Source organism: Nocardioides panzhihuensis, from assembly GCF_013408335.1.
Classification (GTDB): Bacteria; Actinomycetota; Actinomycetes; order Propionibacteriales; family Nocardioidaceae; genus Nocardioides; species Nocardioides panzhihuensis.
Genome location: NZ_JACBZR010000001.1, coordinates 116,506 through 132,084, shown reverse-complemented (window position 1 = coordinate 132,084; position 15,579 = coordinate 116,506). Strand labels below are relative to the sequence as shown.

17 protein-coding genes and 1 tRNA gene are annotated in these 15,579 nt (G+C 67.9%); 6 read left to right on the top strand and 12 right to left on the bottom strand.

The window, feature by feature from the left end; genetic code table 11:
* Positions 1 to 3 precede the first annotated feature (3 nt).
* From BJ988_RS00565 to BJ988_RS00555, 3 genes are all read right to left on the bottom strand, one after another.
* Positions 4 to 405: a hypothetical protein gene (locus BJ988_RS00565; protein ID WP_179656188.1), complete on the bottom strand. Its 402-nt coding sequence runs from the start codon at positions 403 to 405 to the stop codon at positions 4 to 6.
* Between the two features lie 112 nt (positions 406 to 517).
* Positions 518 to 599 (bottom strand) — tRNA-Leu (locus BJ988_RS00560).
* A gap of 50 nt (positions 600 to 649) precedes the next feature.
* Positions 650 to 1,084 (bottom strand): DUF805 domain-containing protein, encoded by a 435-nt coding sequence (locus tag BJ988_RS00555; RefSeq protein ID WP_343051372.1) that lies wholly within the window; start codon positions 1,082 to 1,084, stop codon positions 650 to 652.
* A 92-nt stretch (positions 1,085 to 1,176) separates the two neighbouring features.
* On the opposite strand from BJ988_RS00555, the gene BJ988_RS00550 reads away from it, so the two are divergent.
* Positions 1,177 to 1,776 (top strand): Maf family protein, encoded by a 600-nt coding sequence (locus BJ988_RS00550; RefSeq protein WP_179656187.1) that lies wholly within the window; start codon positions 1,177 to 1,179, stop codon positions 1,774 to 1,776.
* On the opposite strand, the gene BJ988_RS00545 is transcribed toward BJ988_RS00550, so the two are convergent.
* The 6 genes from BJ988_RS00545 to BJ988_RS00520 all read right to left on the bottom strand — a co-directional run bounded on the left by BJ988_RS00545 (position 1,733) and on the right by BJ988_RS00520 (position 7,850).
* Complete coding sequence (locus BJ988_RS00545; RefSeq protein WP_179656186.1) at positions 1,733 to 2,341, bottom strand: GtrA family protein; 609 nt, start codon at positions 2,339 to 2,341, stop codon at positions 1,733 to 1,735. The two genes, BJ988_RS00550 and BJ988_RS00545, sit on opposite strands and share 44 nt — an antisense overlap.
* Positions 2,342 to 2,421: 80 nt before the next feature.
* On the bottom strand, positions 2,422 to 3,600 hold the full coding sequence (locus BJ988_RS00540; protein WP_179656185.1) for an acyl-CoA dehydrogenase family protein: 1,179 nt from the start codon (positions 3,598 to 3,600) through the stop codon (positions 2,422 to 2,424).
* Between the two features lie 55 nt (positions 3,601 to 3,655).
* Positions 3,656 to 4,546, bottom strand: coding sequence for a carbohydrate ABC transporter permease (locus BJ988_RS00535; protein WP_179656184.1), 891 nt, complete (start codon positions 4,544 to 4,546; stop codon positions 3,656 to 3,658).
* Positions 4,543 to 5,565, bottom strand: coding sequence for a carbohydrate ABC transporter permease (locus tag BJ988_RS00530; RefSeq protein ID WP_179656183.1), 1,023 nt, complete (start codon positions 5,563 to 5,565; stop codon positions 4,543 to 4,545). The genes BJ988_RS00535 and BJ988_RS00530 overlap by 4 nt, the downstream gene beginning before the upstream one ends.
* 26 nt (positions 5,566 to 5,591) lie before the next feature.
* Positions 5,592 to 7,004 carry an N-acetylglucosamine/diacetylchitobiose ABC transporter substrate-binding protein gene (gene ngcE, locus BJ988_RS00525; protein WP_179656182.1) on the bottom strand — a complete coding sequence of 471 codons (1,413 nt, stop codon included), beginning with the start codon at positions 7,002 to 7,004 and terminating at the stop codon, positions 5,592 to 5,594.
* Between the two features lie 51 nt (positions 7,005 to 7,055).
* On the bottom strand, positions 7,056 to 7,850 hold the full coding sequence (locus BJ988_RS00520) for a sugar isomerase domain-containing protein (protein WP_218860479.1): 795 nt from the start codon (positions 7,848 to 7,850) through the stop codon (positions 7,056 to 7,058).
* Positions 7,851 to 7,962: 112 nt separating this feature from the next.
* On the opposite strand from BJ988_RS00520, the gene BJ988_RS00515 reads away from it, so the two are divergent.
* From BJ988_RS00515 to BJ988_RS00500, 4 genes are all read left to right on the top strand, one after another.
* The gene (locus BJ988_RS00515; protein WP_179656181.1) at positions 7,963 to 8,925 is read left to right on the top strand and encodes an N-acetylglucosamine kinase; all 963 of its coding nucleotides are present in this window, start codon (positions 7,963 to 7,965) and stop codon (positions 8,923 to 8,925) included.
* 67 nt (positions 8,926 to 8,992) lie between these two features.
* Positions 8,993 to 10,780 (top strand): acetyl/propionyl/methylcrotonyl-CoA carboxylase subunit alpha, encoded by a 1,788-nt coding sequence (locus BJ988_RS00510; RefSeq protein ID WP_179656180.1) that lies wholly within the window; start codon positions 8,993 to 8,995, stop codon positions 10,778 to 10,780.
* Positions 10,781 to 10,925: 145 nt separating this feature from the next.
* Positions 10,926 to 11,255: a nucleotidyltransferase domain-containing protein gene (locus BJ988_RS00505; RefSeq protein ID WP_179656179.1), complete on the top strand. Its 330-nt coding sequence runs from the start codon at positions 10,926 to 10,928 to the stop codon at positions 11,253 to 11,255.
* Positions 11,252 to 11,584 carry a HepT-like ribonuclease domain-containing protein gene (locus BJ988_RS00500; protein WP_179656178.1) on the top strand — a complete coding sequence of 111 codons (333 nt, stop codon included), beginning with the start codon at positions 11,252 to 11,254 and terminating at the stop codon, positions 11,582 to 11,584. Before BJ988_RS00505 ends, BJ988_RS00500 begins: the two co-directional genes overlap by 4 nt.
* 13 nt (positions 11,585 to 11,597) lie before the next feature.
* Here BJ988_RS00500 and BJ988_RS00495 read toward each other — a convergent pair whose 3' ends face one another.
* Positions 11,598 to 12,305, bottom strand: a complete 708-nt coding sequence (locus BJ988_RS00495; protein WP_179656177.1) for a TetR/AcrR family transcriptional regulator — start codon at positions 12,303 to 12,305, stop codon at positions 11,598 to 11,600.
* Positions 12,306 to 12,452: 147 nt separating this feature from the next.
* On the opposite strand from BJ988_RS00495, the gene BJ988_RS00490 reads away from it, so the two are divergent.
* Positions 12,453 to 13,382, top strand: a complete 930-nt coding sequence (locus BJ988_RS00490) for an NAD-dependent epimerase/dehydratase family protein (protein ID WP_179656176.1) — start codon at positions 12,453 to 12,455, stop codon at positions 13,380 to 13,382.
* A 12-nt stretch (positions 13,383 to 13,394) separates the two neighbouring features.
* On the opposite strand, the gene BJ988_RS00485 is transcribed toward BJ988_RS00490, so the two are convergent.
* Both BJ988_RS00485 and BJ988_RS00480 read right to left on the bottom strand, forming a co-directional pair.
* The gene (locus BJ988_RS00485; protein WP_343051370.1) at positions 13,395 to 14,183 is read right to left on the bottom strand and encodes a 3-hydroxybutyrate dehydrogenase; all 789 of its coding nucleotides are present in this window, start codon (positions 14,181 to 14,183) and stop codon (positions 13,395 to 13,397) included.
* A complete protein-coding gene (locus tag BJ988_RS00480) occupies positions 14,180 to 15,568 on the bottom strand; it encodes an MFS transporter (protein WP_179656175.1) in 1,389 nt (462 codons plus the stop codon). The genes BJ988_RS00485 and BJ988_RS00480 overlap by 4 nt, the downstream gene beginning before the upstream one ends.
* Positions 15,569 to 15,579: the final 11 nt, after the last annotated feature.

Sequence of the window (15,579 nt, the reverse complement as noted above, 5' to 3'; positions counted from 1 at the left end):
GTCCTACTGCTGGTCGCCGGGCCTCTGGAAGTCCGGCGGCGGAGGTACGTCGCCCGGGATCTCCTTGGGCGGCTCGACCACCACGGGGCCGGCGCCCCACTTGGTGCCGGTCTCCTTCAGCCACTCGCCCGCGTGGGCGGCGGCGTCGGTCGCGGCGACGCCGACCTGGAGCAGACCCGACAGCGCCTGGTTGCGCGGCGAGTCGGCGTCGGCTGCGGAGCCGATCTCGACCCGCTTGGCCTCGATCTGCGCCTTGAACTCGCCGGCCTTCTCGACGGTCTTCTCGCCGCCGGTGACAAGGTGAGGTGCCGACTTCACCTTGGCGTCCTCAACAGCGGGCTTGGCGCCTTCGACGCCCTTCTGGACGCCATCGCGCCAGCTGGACGCGTTGTCCTTGAACGACATGAGTTCATCCCTCTCCATGGATGGGGTGTTGTTCTTCCATCCTTGGGGGTCAGGGGCCTGTTGTCCATCAGGATCGTCCCTGGGACGCCCCGGGTCGGACCCGGACTCTGTGTGCCGAAGGCGGGACTTGAACCCGCACGCCCTAGAGCACAGCATCCTAAGTGCTGCGTGTCTGCCAATTCCACCACTTCGGCCGAGCGGCGATCAGTCTAGAGACTGATCGCCGCTCGTGGTTAGCCGCCGGTCAGGCGACGTTGTACTTGTCGCCCTCGGCCTTCTCCGGGAGAGCCCAGAAGATGATCAGCACGATGATGCCGACGCAGGTCAGGTAGAGCAGCTGCCACCAGCCGGAGCGGCCGGTGTCGTGCAGGCGCCGGGCGCCGACGGCGAGGGACGGGACCAGGATGGCGAGCGAGAAGAGCCCGCCGACGATGGAGCCGGCCATCGAGTCGGAGCCGAGGATCAGGGTGATCGCGGTGTTGACGACCCAGGCGAACAGCCACGGCCACCAGAACTCGGACCGGCTGGCGCGGCCCTCGAAGGTGGCGTACTTCTTGAAGAAGCGCATGATGGCGTCGCGGGGCGACGCACCGCGGAGCGGCTGGCTCAGCGGCAGCTCCCCCACGGGACCAGCGCCGTACGGCTGCTGCGGGGGCGGGGGCGGCGGGTAATCCGTCACTTCGGATTTCTCCTCATTGAGATGGGTTGGATGTGCGAAACCTAGCCTTGACGGGCACCGCGGTAAAGAACTACACCCCCTAGGGTTGAGCCATGACCACGCTCGTCCTCGCTTCCCAGTCCCCCGCCCGGCTGCAGACGCTGCGCAGCGCAGGTGTCGAGCCGGTCGTGATCGTCTCCGGAGTCGACGAGAGCAGGCTCGACGGACTGCCGCCTGCGGAGCTGGCGCTCGGGCTGGCCGAGCTCAAGAGGGACGCGGTCGCCGGCCGGCCGGACGTCCCCGCAGGAGCGCTCGTGCTGGGCTGTGACAGTGTCCTCGAGCTGGACGGGAAGCCGCTGGGGAAGCCCAGCGACCCCGAGGAGGCGACTCAGCGCTGGCGGGAGATGCGGGGCTGCAGCGGCGTCCTCGTCTCAGGGCATGCGCTCATCGACACCGCGACCGGCCAGCAGGTGTCGCAGACCGCGGCCACGACTGTGCACTTCGCCGAGGTGAGCGACGAGGAGATCGCGGCGTACGTCGCGACCGGTGAGCCGCTCCACGTCGCCGGGGCGTTCACGATCGACGGGCTCGGCGGAGCGTTCGTGACCCGGATCGAGGGCGACCATCACAACGTGGTCGGACTGAGCCTGCCGCTGCTGCGCGATCTGCTCAGCCGGCTCGGTCATGCGTGGCCGGATCTGTGGAACCGCTGAACCGTTCGCGACCCTCCGAGGCGACGAGGATCGCCGCACCGTCCATGGCGCCGAGCTCGGCGGCAGCCTTCTCCTCGACGCCGCCGTAGACCTGCGTGTAGCGGATCGGCTGACCGAAGACGAACTTCCGGAACAGGAAGAACCGGGCGATCTGGCCCAGGATCACCCCGACCACGTTGGCCGAGACGTTGTCGGCGATCGCGCTGTCCCAGCCGAGCACGCTGCGGGTGACGTACAGACACCCGATCGGGAGCAGCATCGTGACCGCGTTGATGACGACGTAGGCGGTGAAGCCACCGTCAGCATGGTCTGAGGTGCGGTGGCGGAAGGTCCAGCGGCGGCTCAGCTCGTAGCTGATCAGCATGCCGACCGTGTTGGCGATGATGTAGGCCGGGATCGGCTGCCCGTTCATCGGTCCGGCACCCGTGAAGAAGCCGTGGACCAGCCCGTTGAACAGCACGAAAGCGACTGCTGTCGCAACTCCGCCGACCATCATGAAGCGGACCGCCTCTCCCAAGAGGCGGGTGCGACGCAGCCGTCCCAGCAGCTGTCCCCCGAACACCATGGAGCCACAGTAAACGGTCAATGGTGAGATGGCCCTTGATTACTTTGTGGGTTTCGTTCAGCCCACAGGAAGAATCAAGCTCATTCGACCGGTAGGCCGAGACCTCTTGCGATCAGCATCCGCTGCACCTCGGAGGTGCCTTCGCCGATCTCCAGGATCTTCGCGTCGCGGTAGAAACGGGCCACCGGATACTCCTCCATGAACCCGTAGCCGCCGAAGACCTGGGTGGCGATACGGGTCGCGGTGACAGCCGACTCGGTGGCGTACAGCTTGGCAGCGGCGGCCGCCTGCTTGAACTCCTTCATCGTGACGGCACCCGAGTCGAGCCCGGACTTCATCGAAGCGGCCTCGTACGTCAGCAGGCGCGAGGCCCGCAGCATGACCTCGAGGTCGGCGATCTGGAAGGCGACACCCTGCTTGCGTCCGATCGGGCCACCGAAGGTCTGCCGCTCCCCCGCGTACTCGAGCGACATGTCGAGGCAGGCCTGGATGCAGCCGACGGCGAGGGCGGCGATCGCCACGCGGCCGTCGTCGAGGGTGGCCAGGAACTGGGCGTAGCCGCGGCCGCGCTCACCGAGGAGGTGGTCGGCCGGCACCCGGGCGCCGTCGAAGGAGAGCGGGTGGGTGTCGGAGGCGTGCCAGCCGAGCTTGTCGTAGCCCTTCTCGGCCGTGAACCCGGGCGTGCCTGAGGGGATCATGATGGTGCTGATCTCGGGCTTGCCGTTGTCGCGGGTGCCGGTGCGCGCGGTGACGGTCACGACGGAGGTGATCGAGGAACCGGAGTTGGTGATGAACTGCTTGGAGCCGTCGACGACCCACTCCTCGCCGTCCAGTACGGCCTTGGTGGCGGTCGCGCCTGCGTCGGAGCCGGCGCCCGGCTCGGTCAGCCCGAAGCCGGCCAGCTTCTTGCCCGCGACGAGGTCGGGGAGCCACCGCTCCTTCTGCTCGTCGATGCCGTAGGTGAGGATCGGGTTGATCCCGAGGCCGACGGCGGCCTCGAGCGTGATCCCGATCGACTGGTCGACGCGGCCGAGCTCCTCGATCGCGACACAGAGCGCGACGAGGTCACCCTCACCCCCGCCGTACGCCTCGGGGGCGGTCAGGCCGAAGAGGCCCAGCTCTCCCATCTTGTGGACCACATCGACGGGGAAGTGATGGTCGCGGTCCCATTGGGAGGCATGGGGCGCGATCTCTTTCTGGGCGAAGTCACGGACGACGGCACGCAGCTCTTCGTGCTCGGGCTGGAGAAAAGAGGTCACGCATCCCAGGTTAGCGCTTATTAACCTGGGATGCGAGACCCGCATCACATCCGGTTCAGCGGAAGGTGCCGGTCGAGACCGTCCCGGCGATCCGCCGCTGGAAGATCAGGTAGACCACCAGCACCGGAAGCACGGTCAGGACCACGCCGGCGAAGAGCGCGCCGAAGTCCACGTTGTAGCCCGCCTGCGACGAGAACGAGGCCATGCCCTGGGTGAGCACGTAGTTCTTTCGGTCGGTGTTGAGCGCCACCGGGAGCAGGAACTGGTTCCACAGCCCGAGGAAGTTGAAGATCGCCACGCCGGCCATCCCAGGTGCGGCCATGGGCAGCATGATCCGGAAGAACGTGCGCCACTCCCCCGCACCGTCCATCATCGCGGCCTCGTATACGTCGTCGGGCAACGTCTTGAAGAAGGCGTAGAGGAAGAAGACGGTGAACGGCAGCGCGTAGGCCACGTAGGTCAGGATCAGCCCGGGCAGCGTGTTGAGCAGCCCGAACCCCTGCAGCACGAAGAAGAGCGGCACGATGACCAGGAAGACCGGGAAGGTCAGCCCGCCGAGCATCGAGTAGTAGATGAAGTTGCGTCCGAAGAACTCGAACCGTGCCAGCACGTAGGCGCACATCGCCCCCAGCAGCATCACCAGCACCAAGGCGGTGCCGACGACGATGACGGTGTTGAAGAAGTACGTCCCGATGCCAGCCTTCGTCCAGGCGCTGACGTAATTGTCGAAGCTCCACTCCGCCGGCAGTGTGAACGGCGAGGACAGGATCTCCTTCGACGTCTTGAACGAGGAGAGCAGAACCCAGCAGAACGGCACGATCACGATCACCGACCAGATGATCAACATCGTGTGCGAGGTGCCCGCCACCAGGGCGTCACTGGGCGTACGCCTGCTGCGGTCGGCGCGCGCGGGGGCGGCTTGCTCGTCGAGAGTCACGGCGCTCATCGGGCCACCTCTCCCTTCTTGTCGCGGCCACCGGCGAAGTAGAAGATCGCGAAGATCAGAGCTGCGAAGAGCAGCGTGACCAGGGCGAGTACGACTCCCATCGAGGTGGCATAACCGAACTGGCCCTTCTTGAAGGCGGTGTTCATCAGGTGCTGGCTCATCGTCAGCGTCGAGTTCGCGGGCCCACCGCCCGGGTTGAGCGCCGCCATGAAGACGTAGGCGTCGAGGGTGAGGATCCCGAGGTAGATGTAGGCCGTCTGGACATTGTCACGGATCGACGGGAGCGTGATCGAGATCGCGGTGCGGAACCGACCGGCGCCGTCGATGCGGGCGGCCTCGTAGATCTCCGCGGGGATGCCCTTGATGGCAGCCACGAAGAGCACGGTGTAGAAGCCGATGCTGGCCCAGATCATCACGAACATCGAGGCAGGCATCGCCGCACGCACCTCCCCGAGCCAGGCGTAGTCCTTGAAACCGTCGAGTCCGAGGCCGGTGAGGATCCCGTTGAACAGGCCGGCCGCCGGGTCGTAGACCTGCGCCCAGAGCAGACCGATGACGATGGCCGGCACGGCATAGGGGAAGAACGAGACGACTCGGTAGAAGCCGGAGCCGTTCAGGCCGCGCACCTGGCCGGTGCTGGGGCCGGCGGTGGTCACGACCACCGCGATCGCCAGCGCCGCGGCAAGAGTGACCAGCGGCACCACGAGGGTGAGCAGCGCGTTGTTGCGCAGCGCCTTGAGGAAGGTCTCGTCGTTGAGCAGTTTGACGTAGTTGTCCAGGCCGACGACGTTCATGACCGGGGAGAACCCGGACCAGTCGGTCAGCGAGTAGAAGAGGGCCTGGCCGATCGGGATCACGACGAAGATGACGAAGACCGCGACCGGCAGGCCGAGGAAGACGGCCATGAACAGGGCCCGGTCGAAGGTGAGCTTACGGCGGCGACGGCGCGGTGGGGCTCCCCAGGGATTTGCCTCGGGGAGCCCGCCCGCCGTCGTCGCATCAGTGACTGATGCAGACATGGTAGTTCGCGATCTGTGAGAGGGGATCAGGTGATCTTGAGCTTCTCGATCGAGGAGTCGTCGGCGACCTTGTCGAAGATGCCCTGGACGGCCTTCGTCAGGCCCTTGACGTCCAGGTCACCGGAGAGGAACGAGTTCCAGACCACGAGCTCGTCGGCGTTGGTGCCGTAGTAGTCGTAGAACTGGAAGTTGAAGGTGTTGTCACCGGCGGCGTCGAGCATCGCGCTCTGCGACTTCAGCGCCGCGGAGCCGAAACCATCGGCCGGGATGGTGTCCTTGACGATGGTCGGCGCCAGCTTCGTCTTCGAGAAGTTGGTGGCGGCCTCCTTCGACAGCATCGCGCGGAGGATCTCCTTGCCGCCGGCCGGGTTCTTCGCCTTGCTCGGGACGATGAACGCCTCGCCGGCCGCCGCACGGATGGTCTCCGGGGGCAGCGCCGGGCTGTCGCTGAGCACGAACTCAGGGATGCCGGTCATCTCGAAGCCGTCCTTGGTGGCGTCCTTCATCTCGTTCTCGATCCAGCCACCGCTCGGGTAGAGGAGAGCCTGCTGGTCGTTGGACCACTTGGCCTGAGCGGCGGTGAACTGGGTGCCGGCTCCGCCGGGGACGAACATGTCCTGCTTCACCATCTCGCCGAGCTTCTCGAGGATGCCCTGGACGACCGGGTGGGACCAGGCGCCCTTCTCGAGGTTCTCCAGCGCGAGGCGCACCTCGTCGCCGCCCTCCTTCGCCGCCGAGTCGATCACCAGGGTGCGGTAGTAGGTCGCCGCCTCCTTGCCCCAGACCCAGAGGTACTTCTTCTTGGCCTTGGCCTTGGCACCGAGGTCGAGCGCCTCGTCCCAGGTCTTCGGCGCGGTCCAGCCGTTCTCGGCGAAGAGCGAGGCCGAGTACCACACGCCGTACAGGGTCATGACGTAGTTGATCGCCACGAACCGGTCGCTGTAGGTGCCGGGGGCCTTGACGTTGGGGTAGAGGGTGTCGGCGATCTTGACGCCCTCGTAGTTGTCGGCCTCGAAGACGTCGTCGAGCTCCTCCAGCTGGGTGGCGATGGTGTTGAAGCCGATCAGGTCGGCGCCGGAGTTGTCGATCAGGTCCGGCGGCGTGCCGCCGACGAAGCGCGGCTGGAGCTCGGTGGCGATCTTGGTGGTCGCGCTGACCTTGATGTTGGCGTCGGCGAACTCCTTGCCGGCCATGCCTGCGGCGAACTCGACGTAGTCGTAGCCGTAGCCACCGTCGAAGATCACCACGTCGACGGTGGAGTCCTCCGCCATGCCGAACGGGTTGGAGTCGGACTTGGTGCCGCCACCGGTGTTGTCAGAGTCGCTACCGGGCGCGCCACAGGCGGCGAGCGCACCGGAGAACGACAGGAGCGCCGCGCCGGCGAGGCTGCCGCGCAGGAGGGTCCGGCGATCGAGCCGGCCGTGAAGCTGCTGGGACATCGTGCTGCCTTCTTTCGGGTGGGATTCCTCTTTACTTCTTCTTACGGGTGTTCAGGCCATGCTTCCGATGCGCTCGCCGTAGCGAGCCTTCAGCGCATCGTTGTGCTCATCGCCACCCGGGATGTTGGCGGAGAGATACAGGGGTGGGGTCTCACCGGCGGCCTGAAGCGTGGCCGCGGTGCCGATCGTCAGGAGCTGAGCGATGTACGCCGCCGTGATGGAGGAGACCGCACCGCCCATCACTCCCTGGCCGTCGGGGTCATCGAGACCTTCGGCGCCGGAGGCGCCCATGGGCACCGTCGCGTCACCGAAGGGAGCCAGGTTGTCGATCACCACGTCGGCGATCTCGGCCAGGCGCTTGCCGCTGGGGTGCTTGGGGGTGACCGCGTTGGTGTGCTCCAGGCTGGTCACCGCGATCACCTTGTGGCCCTCCTCCTTCGCGCGCAGCGCGATGCCGACGATCGAACCGTTGACACCTGAGTTGGACGCGATCAGGAAGACGTCCTCGGAGTGGAACTCGTGGAGCTCCCAGAGCTCGTTCGCGATGTTGCTGTCACGCTCGAGGAGACCGCCCGCCAGGTCGCTGGCCGGACGCTCGCCCATGAGGACCGTGTCCCGCAGCGCGATGGCGTGGGTCGGAATCAGGCCACCGGCCCGTCCGGCGATCTCCATCGCGAACGCCTGCGAGTGGCCGGTGCCGAACGCCTGCAGCACCCCGCCGTTGCGGATGCTGCTGACCATCAGCTCGACCGCTTCGTCGAAGCCACCGGACTGCGCAATGGCCTGCAGCTCGGACAGGCGTGTGCGAACCTGCTCGTCGAAGGATCCGAACACGTCAGTGATCAATTAGTCCACCCACTTTGCAAACTCGGGCCGCGACCGTATGACGAGCCCTGCGCACGAAAACTATTTGGAGAGAGTACGCCTGGCAATGGTTTTCTGTTACGAAACGGTGTCAATGACTCATAACTATCTGGGACTCGACGCGGGAGGCACCAGCACTCGCGCCGTCGTCGTCTCCTCTGACGGACGATGCGGAGGCATCGGGAAGGCCGGCAGCGGCAACCCGACCTCCGCCGGAATCGACGCTGCCACCTCGGCGATCAGGGCCGCGGTCACACAGGCCATGGCCTCCGCGGGGGTCGATCAGGTCTCTGGTGCGGCGCTCGCGGTGGCCGGAGCAGGCGGCGCCGGCCACCGGGCCACCATCGCGGCCACGCTCTCCGACCTGGTCGCGCACGAGCCTGTCTTCGACTTCGACGTGCTGGCTGCGTACTTCTCGGGGACGGCGGCCCCGGACGGATATGTGCTGCTCTCCGGCACAGGGGCGTCGGCGGTGCGGGTCGAGAACGGCAAGCTGGCGGCGATCTCGGACGGGCTGGGCTGGCTGCTCGGGGATGTCGGCTCGGGCTTCTGGCTGGGCCGCGAGGCCGTACGCGCCGGGTTGGCCCCGCTCGACGGGCGCGGTGCCACGACCCTGCTGACCGGCCTGTTGCTGGACCGGCTCGGGACCCCGCCGGTCACTCATCGCGAAGGCGGCCGGACCGGGACGCTCGTCGCGGCCACAGCCGCTCTCTATGCGATGCCGCCGCTGCGCCTGGCCGACTTCGCCGCGCTCGTGTTCACCGCGGCGGACGCCGGCGACGAGTTCGCGGCGGAGATCCTCGACCGGGCGGCAGCCGGGCTGGCGGAGACGCTGGCGGCGGTGCGTACGCCTGATGTCGTCGGCCCGCTGGTCGCAGCCGGAAGCGTCCTGGCCCGGCAACCGGACTTCGCCGCCCGGGTCGCCCCCGGGGCCGTCGTCGCCGACGATGGCCTCGCTGGGGCGGCGGTGCTGGCGCTCCGGCATGCCGGGGTGCTCGTCGACGACGACGTGTACCGTCGAGTAACCTCCTCGCTCGCTCAGCTCACCGAGGTGTGACAATCGTTACTACGTACGCCTGGAGCCAGGGCCGGATGGCCTCCCCTAGCATGTCCTTGCATTCACGATGGAGGAGTTCTCGTTGAGCAAGCCACTGACAAAGGTCCTGATCGCCAACCGCGGTGAGATCGCCGTTCGAGTGATCCGCGCGTGCAAGGACGCCGGGATCGGCTCTGTAGCGATCTACGCGGACCCCGACCGTGACGCGCTCTTCGTGCGTCTGGCCGATGAGTCCTACTCGCTCGGCGGCGCGACGCCTGCGGAGTCCTACCTCTCCATCGAGAAGATCCTCGATGTCGCCCGCCAGTCCGGCGCGGACTCGGTCCACCCCGGCTACGGCTTCCTGGCCGAGAACGCCGACTTCGCCACGGCCGTGATCGAGGCCGGTCTGACCTGGATCGGCCCCTCCCCCGAGGCCATCGACGCGCTCGGTGACAAGGCCAAGGCCAAGCAGATCGCGCTCAAGGCCGGTGCGCCGCTGGCCCCGGGCCTCAAGGACCCGGTCAAGGACGCCTCCGAGATCGTCTCCTTCGCCACCGAGCACGGCCTCCCGGTCGCCATCAAGGCCGTCTTCGGTGGCGGCGGTCGCGGCCTGAAGGTCGCCCGCACCCTCGAGGAGATCCCCGAGCTCTACGAGTCCGCGGTCCGCGAAGCGATCAGCGCCTTCGGACGTGGCGAGTGCCTGGTCGAGAAGTTCCTCGACAAACCACGCCACGTCGAGACCCAGTGCCTGGCCGACACCCACGGCAACGTGGTCGTCATCTCCACCCGCGACTGCTCGCTGCAGCGCCGCCACCAAAAGCTGGTCGAGGAGGCCCCCGCGCCGTTCCTGACCGAGGAGCAGAACAAGCGCCTCTATGAGTCCTCCAAGGCGATCCTGCGCGAGGCCGGCTACGTCGGCGCCGGCACGTGTGAGTTCCTCGTCGCCGCCGACGGCACCATCTCCTTCCTCGAGGTCAACACCCGCCTCCAGGTCGAGCACTGCGTCTCCGAGGAGGTCACCGGCATCGACCTGGTCCGCGAGATGTTCCGCATCGCCGCCGGTGAGGAGCTGGGCTACGACGACCCCGAGATCCGCGGCCACTCCATCGAATACCGCATCAACGCCGAGGACGGCGGCAACAACTTCATGCCCGCCCCGGGCACCCTGACCGAGTGGGCGCCTCCGGCCGGCCCCGGCGTACGCCTGGACGGCGGTTATGAGAAGGGCGAGACCATCCCGGGCGCGTTCGACTCGCTCATCGCCAAGCTGATCATCACCGGCCGCGACCGCACCCAAGCACTCGAACGCTCACGCCGCGCGCTGGAGGAGTTCAAGGTCGACGGCATGCCCACCGCCATCGCGTTCCACCAGGCCGTCGTCAACGACCCCGCCTACACCGCCGCCAACGGCTCCTTCGAGGTCTACACCACCTGGATCGAGACCGACTTCGACAACCAGATCACCCCCTACACCGGCACCGCCGGTGAGCACGACGAAGACGGCACCGCCGGGCAGCGGCAGACCGTCGTGGTCGAAGTCGGCGGCAAACGCCTCTCGGTCTCCCTGCCCGCCGGACTCGGCGGGCTCGCGGCCGGCGGTGGCGCCGGTGCCGCGAAGAAGCCCAAGCGCGCTGCGAAGAAGACCGGCGCTGCCGCCTCCGGCGACTCCGTCGCCTCCCCGATGCAAGGCACCATCGTCAAGATCGCCGTCGAAGAAGGCCAGGAGGTCGCCGAGGGTGACGTCGTCGTGGTCATCGAGGCCATGAAGATGGAACAACCCCTCAAAGCCCACAAAGCCGGCACCATCACCGGCCTGACCGCCACCGTGGGCGAGACCGTCGCCAACGGCGCAGTCATCGCCGAGATCAAGTAGCTCGCCGAGAAGTCAGTTTCTGACTCCGAGTTGTCGACTCTGGACGGCGTGAGGTCACAGAAGTGACCTCACGCCGTCAATTTCGACCTCTCGATGCCAGGAACTGACTATTCGGCGAGGCCTCACCAGCGGCTAAAATTGTGGCGTGACACAACCCGCAGCACACCGAGAGGCAGCGCTCCACGGCCCAGTGGGTCGCGTCGTCGTGTCGAAGCGCGACGATCTGTTGGATGTGCTGAGCCGACATGGTGTCAGCAACGTACGCGGCTTCGGCAGCGTTGCCCGCGGTGACGACCGTCCTGACAGCGACGTCGACCTGCTTGTCGACTTCCCGCCCCACACCAGCCTCTTCACCATCCTTCGCATGCAGGATGAGCTCGAGGAGATCCTCGGCGCCAGCGTTGACCTCGTCCCTGACTCAGGCTTGCAGGCTCGAATCCGCGCCCGCGTCGAACGCGACCTGATCGCGCTGTGACCCGCTCAGGCCAAGAGCGTCTCGACGACATCGTCGATGCCGTCACTGCGATCAGAAGCCATCTGACGAAGGGCACCCTCGAGAACGATGTCGTTGTCGATGCCGTCAGAATGCGACTCCTCGAGATCGGCGAGGCGGTTACGTGTCTGGACGACTCCGTCCTCGCGACCGAGCCCGACATCCCGTGGAAGCAGATCGCCCGCATGCGTGATCATCTCGCGCATCGTTACTTCCTGAGCTCGACCGACATCATCGCCGAGACAGTCAAGACCGACTTGGGTCCGCTGCTCGCTGCCGTCCGAAGGTTGCGCGACAAGGTCGACGCCTAGAGCACGTACCGGTTCACGACCGCTCGTCCAACCCGAGCTCGTCGGCCAGCGCGGCCAGGTGGAGCTCGAAGAGGGCGGCGGGGTCGCCGAAGGCGTCTGGGCCGAACTGTCCGAAGACCTCGAAGCTGACGCGGCCGAAGAGGCTCGTCCAGACGAGTACGCCGCGGGTGAGGGCCTCGTCGGGCAGGTCGATGCCGAGCTGGTCGCGGATGCCCTGTAGGCCCTCCGCGAGCGCAGGCGAGATCTCCTCCGACTTATCAGGCAGAGTCAGCCGCCCCGCCGCGAGCGCGCCGGCGCACAGCCGCAACATCGCGGTCGGGACGCGGGTGCCGGGAACGCTGGTGCGCTCGTCCGGCGCGGCGTAGCCGGGGACGGGCGACCCGAAGAGCAGGGCGTACGTCGCCGGCTCGGCGAGCGCCCAGGTCCTGACCGCGCGGCCGAGCGCCAGGAACTGGGCCCGGGGGTCGTCCTCGGGGGCAGCGGCGACGGCGGCGTCGACGGCGTCGCCGATCTCGTCGTACCCCGAGACGAGGAGCAGCGTGAGCAGCTCGTCGCGGTTCTTCACGTAGCGGTAGACGGCTGAGGAGACCACCCCGAGGTCGCGGGCCACCGCCCGCAACGAGAGCGCGGCTGCGCCGTGGACCGCCAGGTGCTCGCGGCCGATCCGGACGATCTCGCCCATGGTCTGCGCCCGTGCGCGTTCACGTGGAGTCCCTGTCATGGCGCCATCGTGTCCCGCCGAAGAGAGCGATGTCAACAAAAGTGAGCACTGCTCTTGCTTTGTCATCGCGACCAGTGCACACTCATTCCGAGAGCACTGCTCTCCATTCCCGGGTCGACAGGCTCGCCCACCGAAGAAAGAGAAGCCATGAACAGCACCTACCTCGTCATCGGCGCCGGCCCAGTCGGCGCGACCATCGCCCAGCAGCTCGCCGACCGCGGGGATCGCGTGCGCCTCCTCACCCGCTCCGGCAGCGGCCCGGTGCACGCGAGCATCGAGCGTCTTCGCGGCGACGCCACGGATCTCGACACCATCACCCAGGCCGCCGCGGGCGTACGCGCCGTCTTCCACTGCATGCACGGCAGCGCCTACGCCGCCGCTGCCTGGCGCGCCGAGCTCCCGCGGGCGGAGAAGGTCGTGCTCGAGGCCGCCGGTCGCGTTGGCGCCGTGGTCGTCTTTCCCGAGAGCCTCTACGCCTACGGTCGCGTCACCGGGACGATGACCGAGCAGACACCGCGCACGGCCGACTTCGGCAAGCCCGCCGTGCGCGTCGAGCTGCTCCGTGCTCGCGACGCCTCCCCGACCCCGACTGTCAGCGTCGCGGCATCGGACTTCTACGGTCCGCTGGTGCGCACCTCCCACGCCGGCGAGCGCATGGTCCCGACGGTCCTCGCCGGCCGCACCATGCGCGTCCTCGGCGACCCGGATGCCCCGCACTCGTGGACGTACGTCCCCGACCTGGGCGCCGCGATGATCGAGGCCGCCGACGAGAAGAAGCTGTGGGGTTCGTTCCTGCACGCCCCCACAGCGCCCGCGATCTCCCAGCGCGCCCTGGTCCAGCTCTACGCCGAGGTCGCCGGGGTCCCGGCACCCCGGGTCGGCCGCATTCCCACCTGGGCGCTCAAGTCGATCGGCGCGGTGCACGCCGGGACCCGAGAGCTGGCCGAGATGGTCTTCCAGTTCGACAAGCCGTTCGTCATGGACTCCTCGGCCAGCGAGGCCCTGCTCGGCCTGTCCCCCACTCCGATCGAGACCGGAGCCAAGGCGACGGTGGACTGGTGGCGTACACAGGCCTGAGGGTGGTTGGAGCTATCGGGCGCTCCAACCACCGTCCATGGCCCACGAGGCACCGGAGACCATCGAGGCGTCGGGTCCGGTGAGCCAGCCGACCAGCGAGCCGACCTCCTCCGGCTCGACCAGCCGCTTCACCGCCACGTCCTGCAACAGCACCCGCTCGACGACCTCGGCAGCCGGGACATCGTGCACCTTGGCCTGGTCGGCGATCTGCTTCTCCACCAGCGGCGTACGCACGTAGCCGGGGTTGATGCAGACGCTGGTCACTCCGTGCGGGCCGCCCTCCAGGGCGGTCACCTTGGAGAGTCCCTCCAGACCGTGCTTGGCCGATACGTAGGCGCTCTTGAAGGGCGAGCCGACCAGTCCGTGCACGGACGAGATGTTGACGATGCGACCCCAGCCGTTGGCGTACATGTGCGGCAAGGCGGCTCTGACCAGCAGGAACGGCGCGACGAGCATGATCGAGTGGATCCGGCGGAAGTCGTCGGGGTCGAACTCCTCGATCGGGCTGACCCGCTGGATCCCGGCGTTGTTGACCAGGACGTCGACCTCCAGAGCGAGGTCGTCGAGCTCCTGGGTGGCGGCCAGGTCGACCACCCATACCTCGCCGCCGATCTCCTCGGCCAGGGCATGGGCGGCGTCGCCGGCCAGGTCGGCGACGACGACCCGCGCGCCACGGGCGGCGAGCTCACGGGCCACCGCCGCGCCGATCCCCGACGCTCCTCCGGTCACCAGCGCACGTCGGCCCCGCAGCGTACGTCCGGAGGCATCCACCGAAGCCGGGGCCGTCGTCGCCGACGTCACGCCGGGCTCACCTCTCGCTCGGCGTCGGCGCGGTCCAGCGCCCGCAGCGAGGTGCCCCGGGTCTCCTTGAGCGTGAGCACGACGAGCCCGGTGATGATGCCGGCCACGGCGAGGTAGATCGCGGTGTTGGTCCAGGTGCCGGTGTCCTTGAGCCAGGCGATGGCCAGCAGCGGCGCGAGCGAGCCGGCGAAGATCGAGGTCACCTGGTAGGAGATCGAGATGCCGGAGTAGCGCATCCGGGTCGGGAACATCTCGGCCATGATCGCGGGCTGGGTGGAGTACATCAGGGCGTGGATCGCCAGACCGGCGATCAGCGCCGCCAGGATCGCAGCGTTGTTCTTCGTGTCGAGCATCGGGAACGCCCAGAAGCCCCAGGTCGCGCCGAGCACCGCACCGACGAGGTAGACCGGCTTGCGGCCCACGCTGTCGGCGAGCCGCCCGACCGCGAGGATGAAGAAGAAGTGGCAGGCGTGCGCGACCGCGATCAGGCCGAGCAGCGCGCCCTGGTCCATCTTCTGGTCCTCGACCAGGTAGACGATCGAGAACGACACCACCAGGTAGTACATGATGTTCTCCGCGAACCGCAGGCCCATCCCCTTGGCCACACCCAGCGGGTAGCGGCGGATCACCTCGAAGACGCCGTAGCCGGCCGAGGCGACCTCGCCCTGCTCGGCCTTCGCCTCCTCGAAGATCGGCGAGTCGGTGACCGAGCGGCGGATGTAGTAGCCGACGACGACCACGACGGCGGAGAGCCAGAACGCGACCCGCCAGCCCCACGCCAGGAACGCCGCGTCGGAGAGCGCAAGCGTCATCACGGTCAGCACCAGCGTGGCGAGCAGGTTGCCCACCGGCACCGCGGCCTGCGGCCACGCCGCCCAGGTCGCCCGGCGGTCGTCCGGTGCGTGCTCGGCGACCAGCAGGACGGCACCGCCCCACTCACCGCCCAGAGCGAGCCCCTGCACGAACCGCAGCACCACCAGGGCGATCGGCGCGGCGAGCCCGATCTGGTCGTACGTCGGCAGGCAGCCCATCAGCACGGTGGCGACACCGATCATCATGATCGTCACCTGCAGCGTGTACTTGCGGCCGAGTCGGTCGCCGATGTGGCCGAAGACGATCCCGCCCAGCGGCCTGGCGACGAACCCGATGGCGTAGGTGACGAACGCGGCGATGATCGCGTCGTAGGCGTTGCCGGTCGCCGGCATGATCACCTTGGCGAAGACGAGCGCCGAGGCGGTGGCGTAGAGGAAGAAGTCGTACCACTCCACGACCGTGCCGGCCATGGAGGCGGCCACGGTCCTGCGGAGCAGGCTCTGCCCTTCTTCTGAGGAATCTCCGGCTGGCGGGTCGGTGGGGGCGGTCGCGCCCGGCTGCTTCATGGACATGGCTGGGAGTG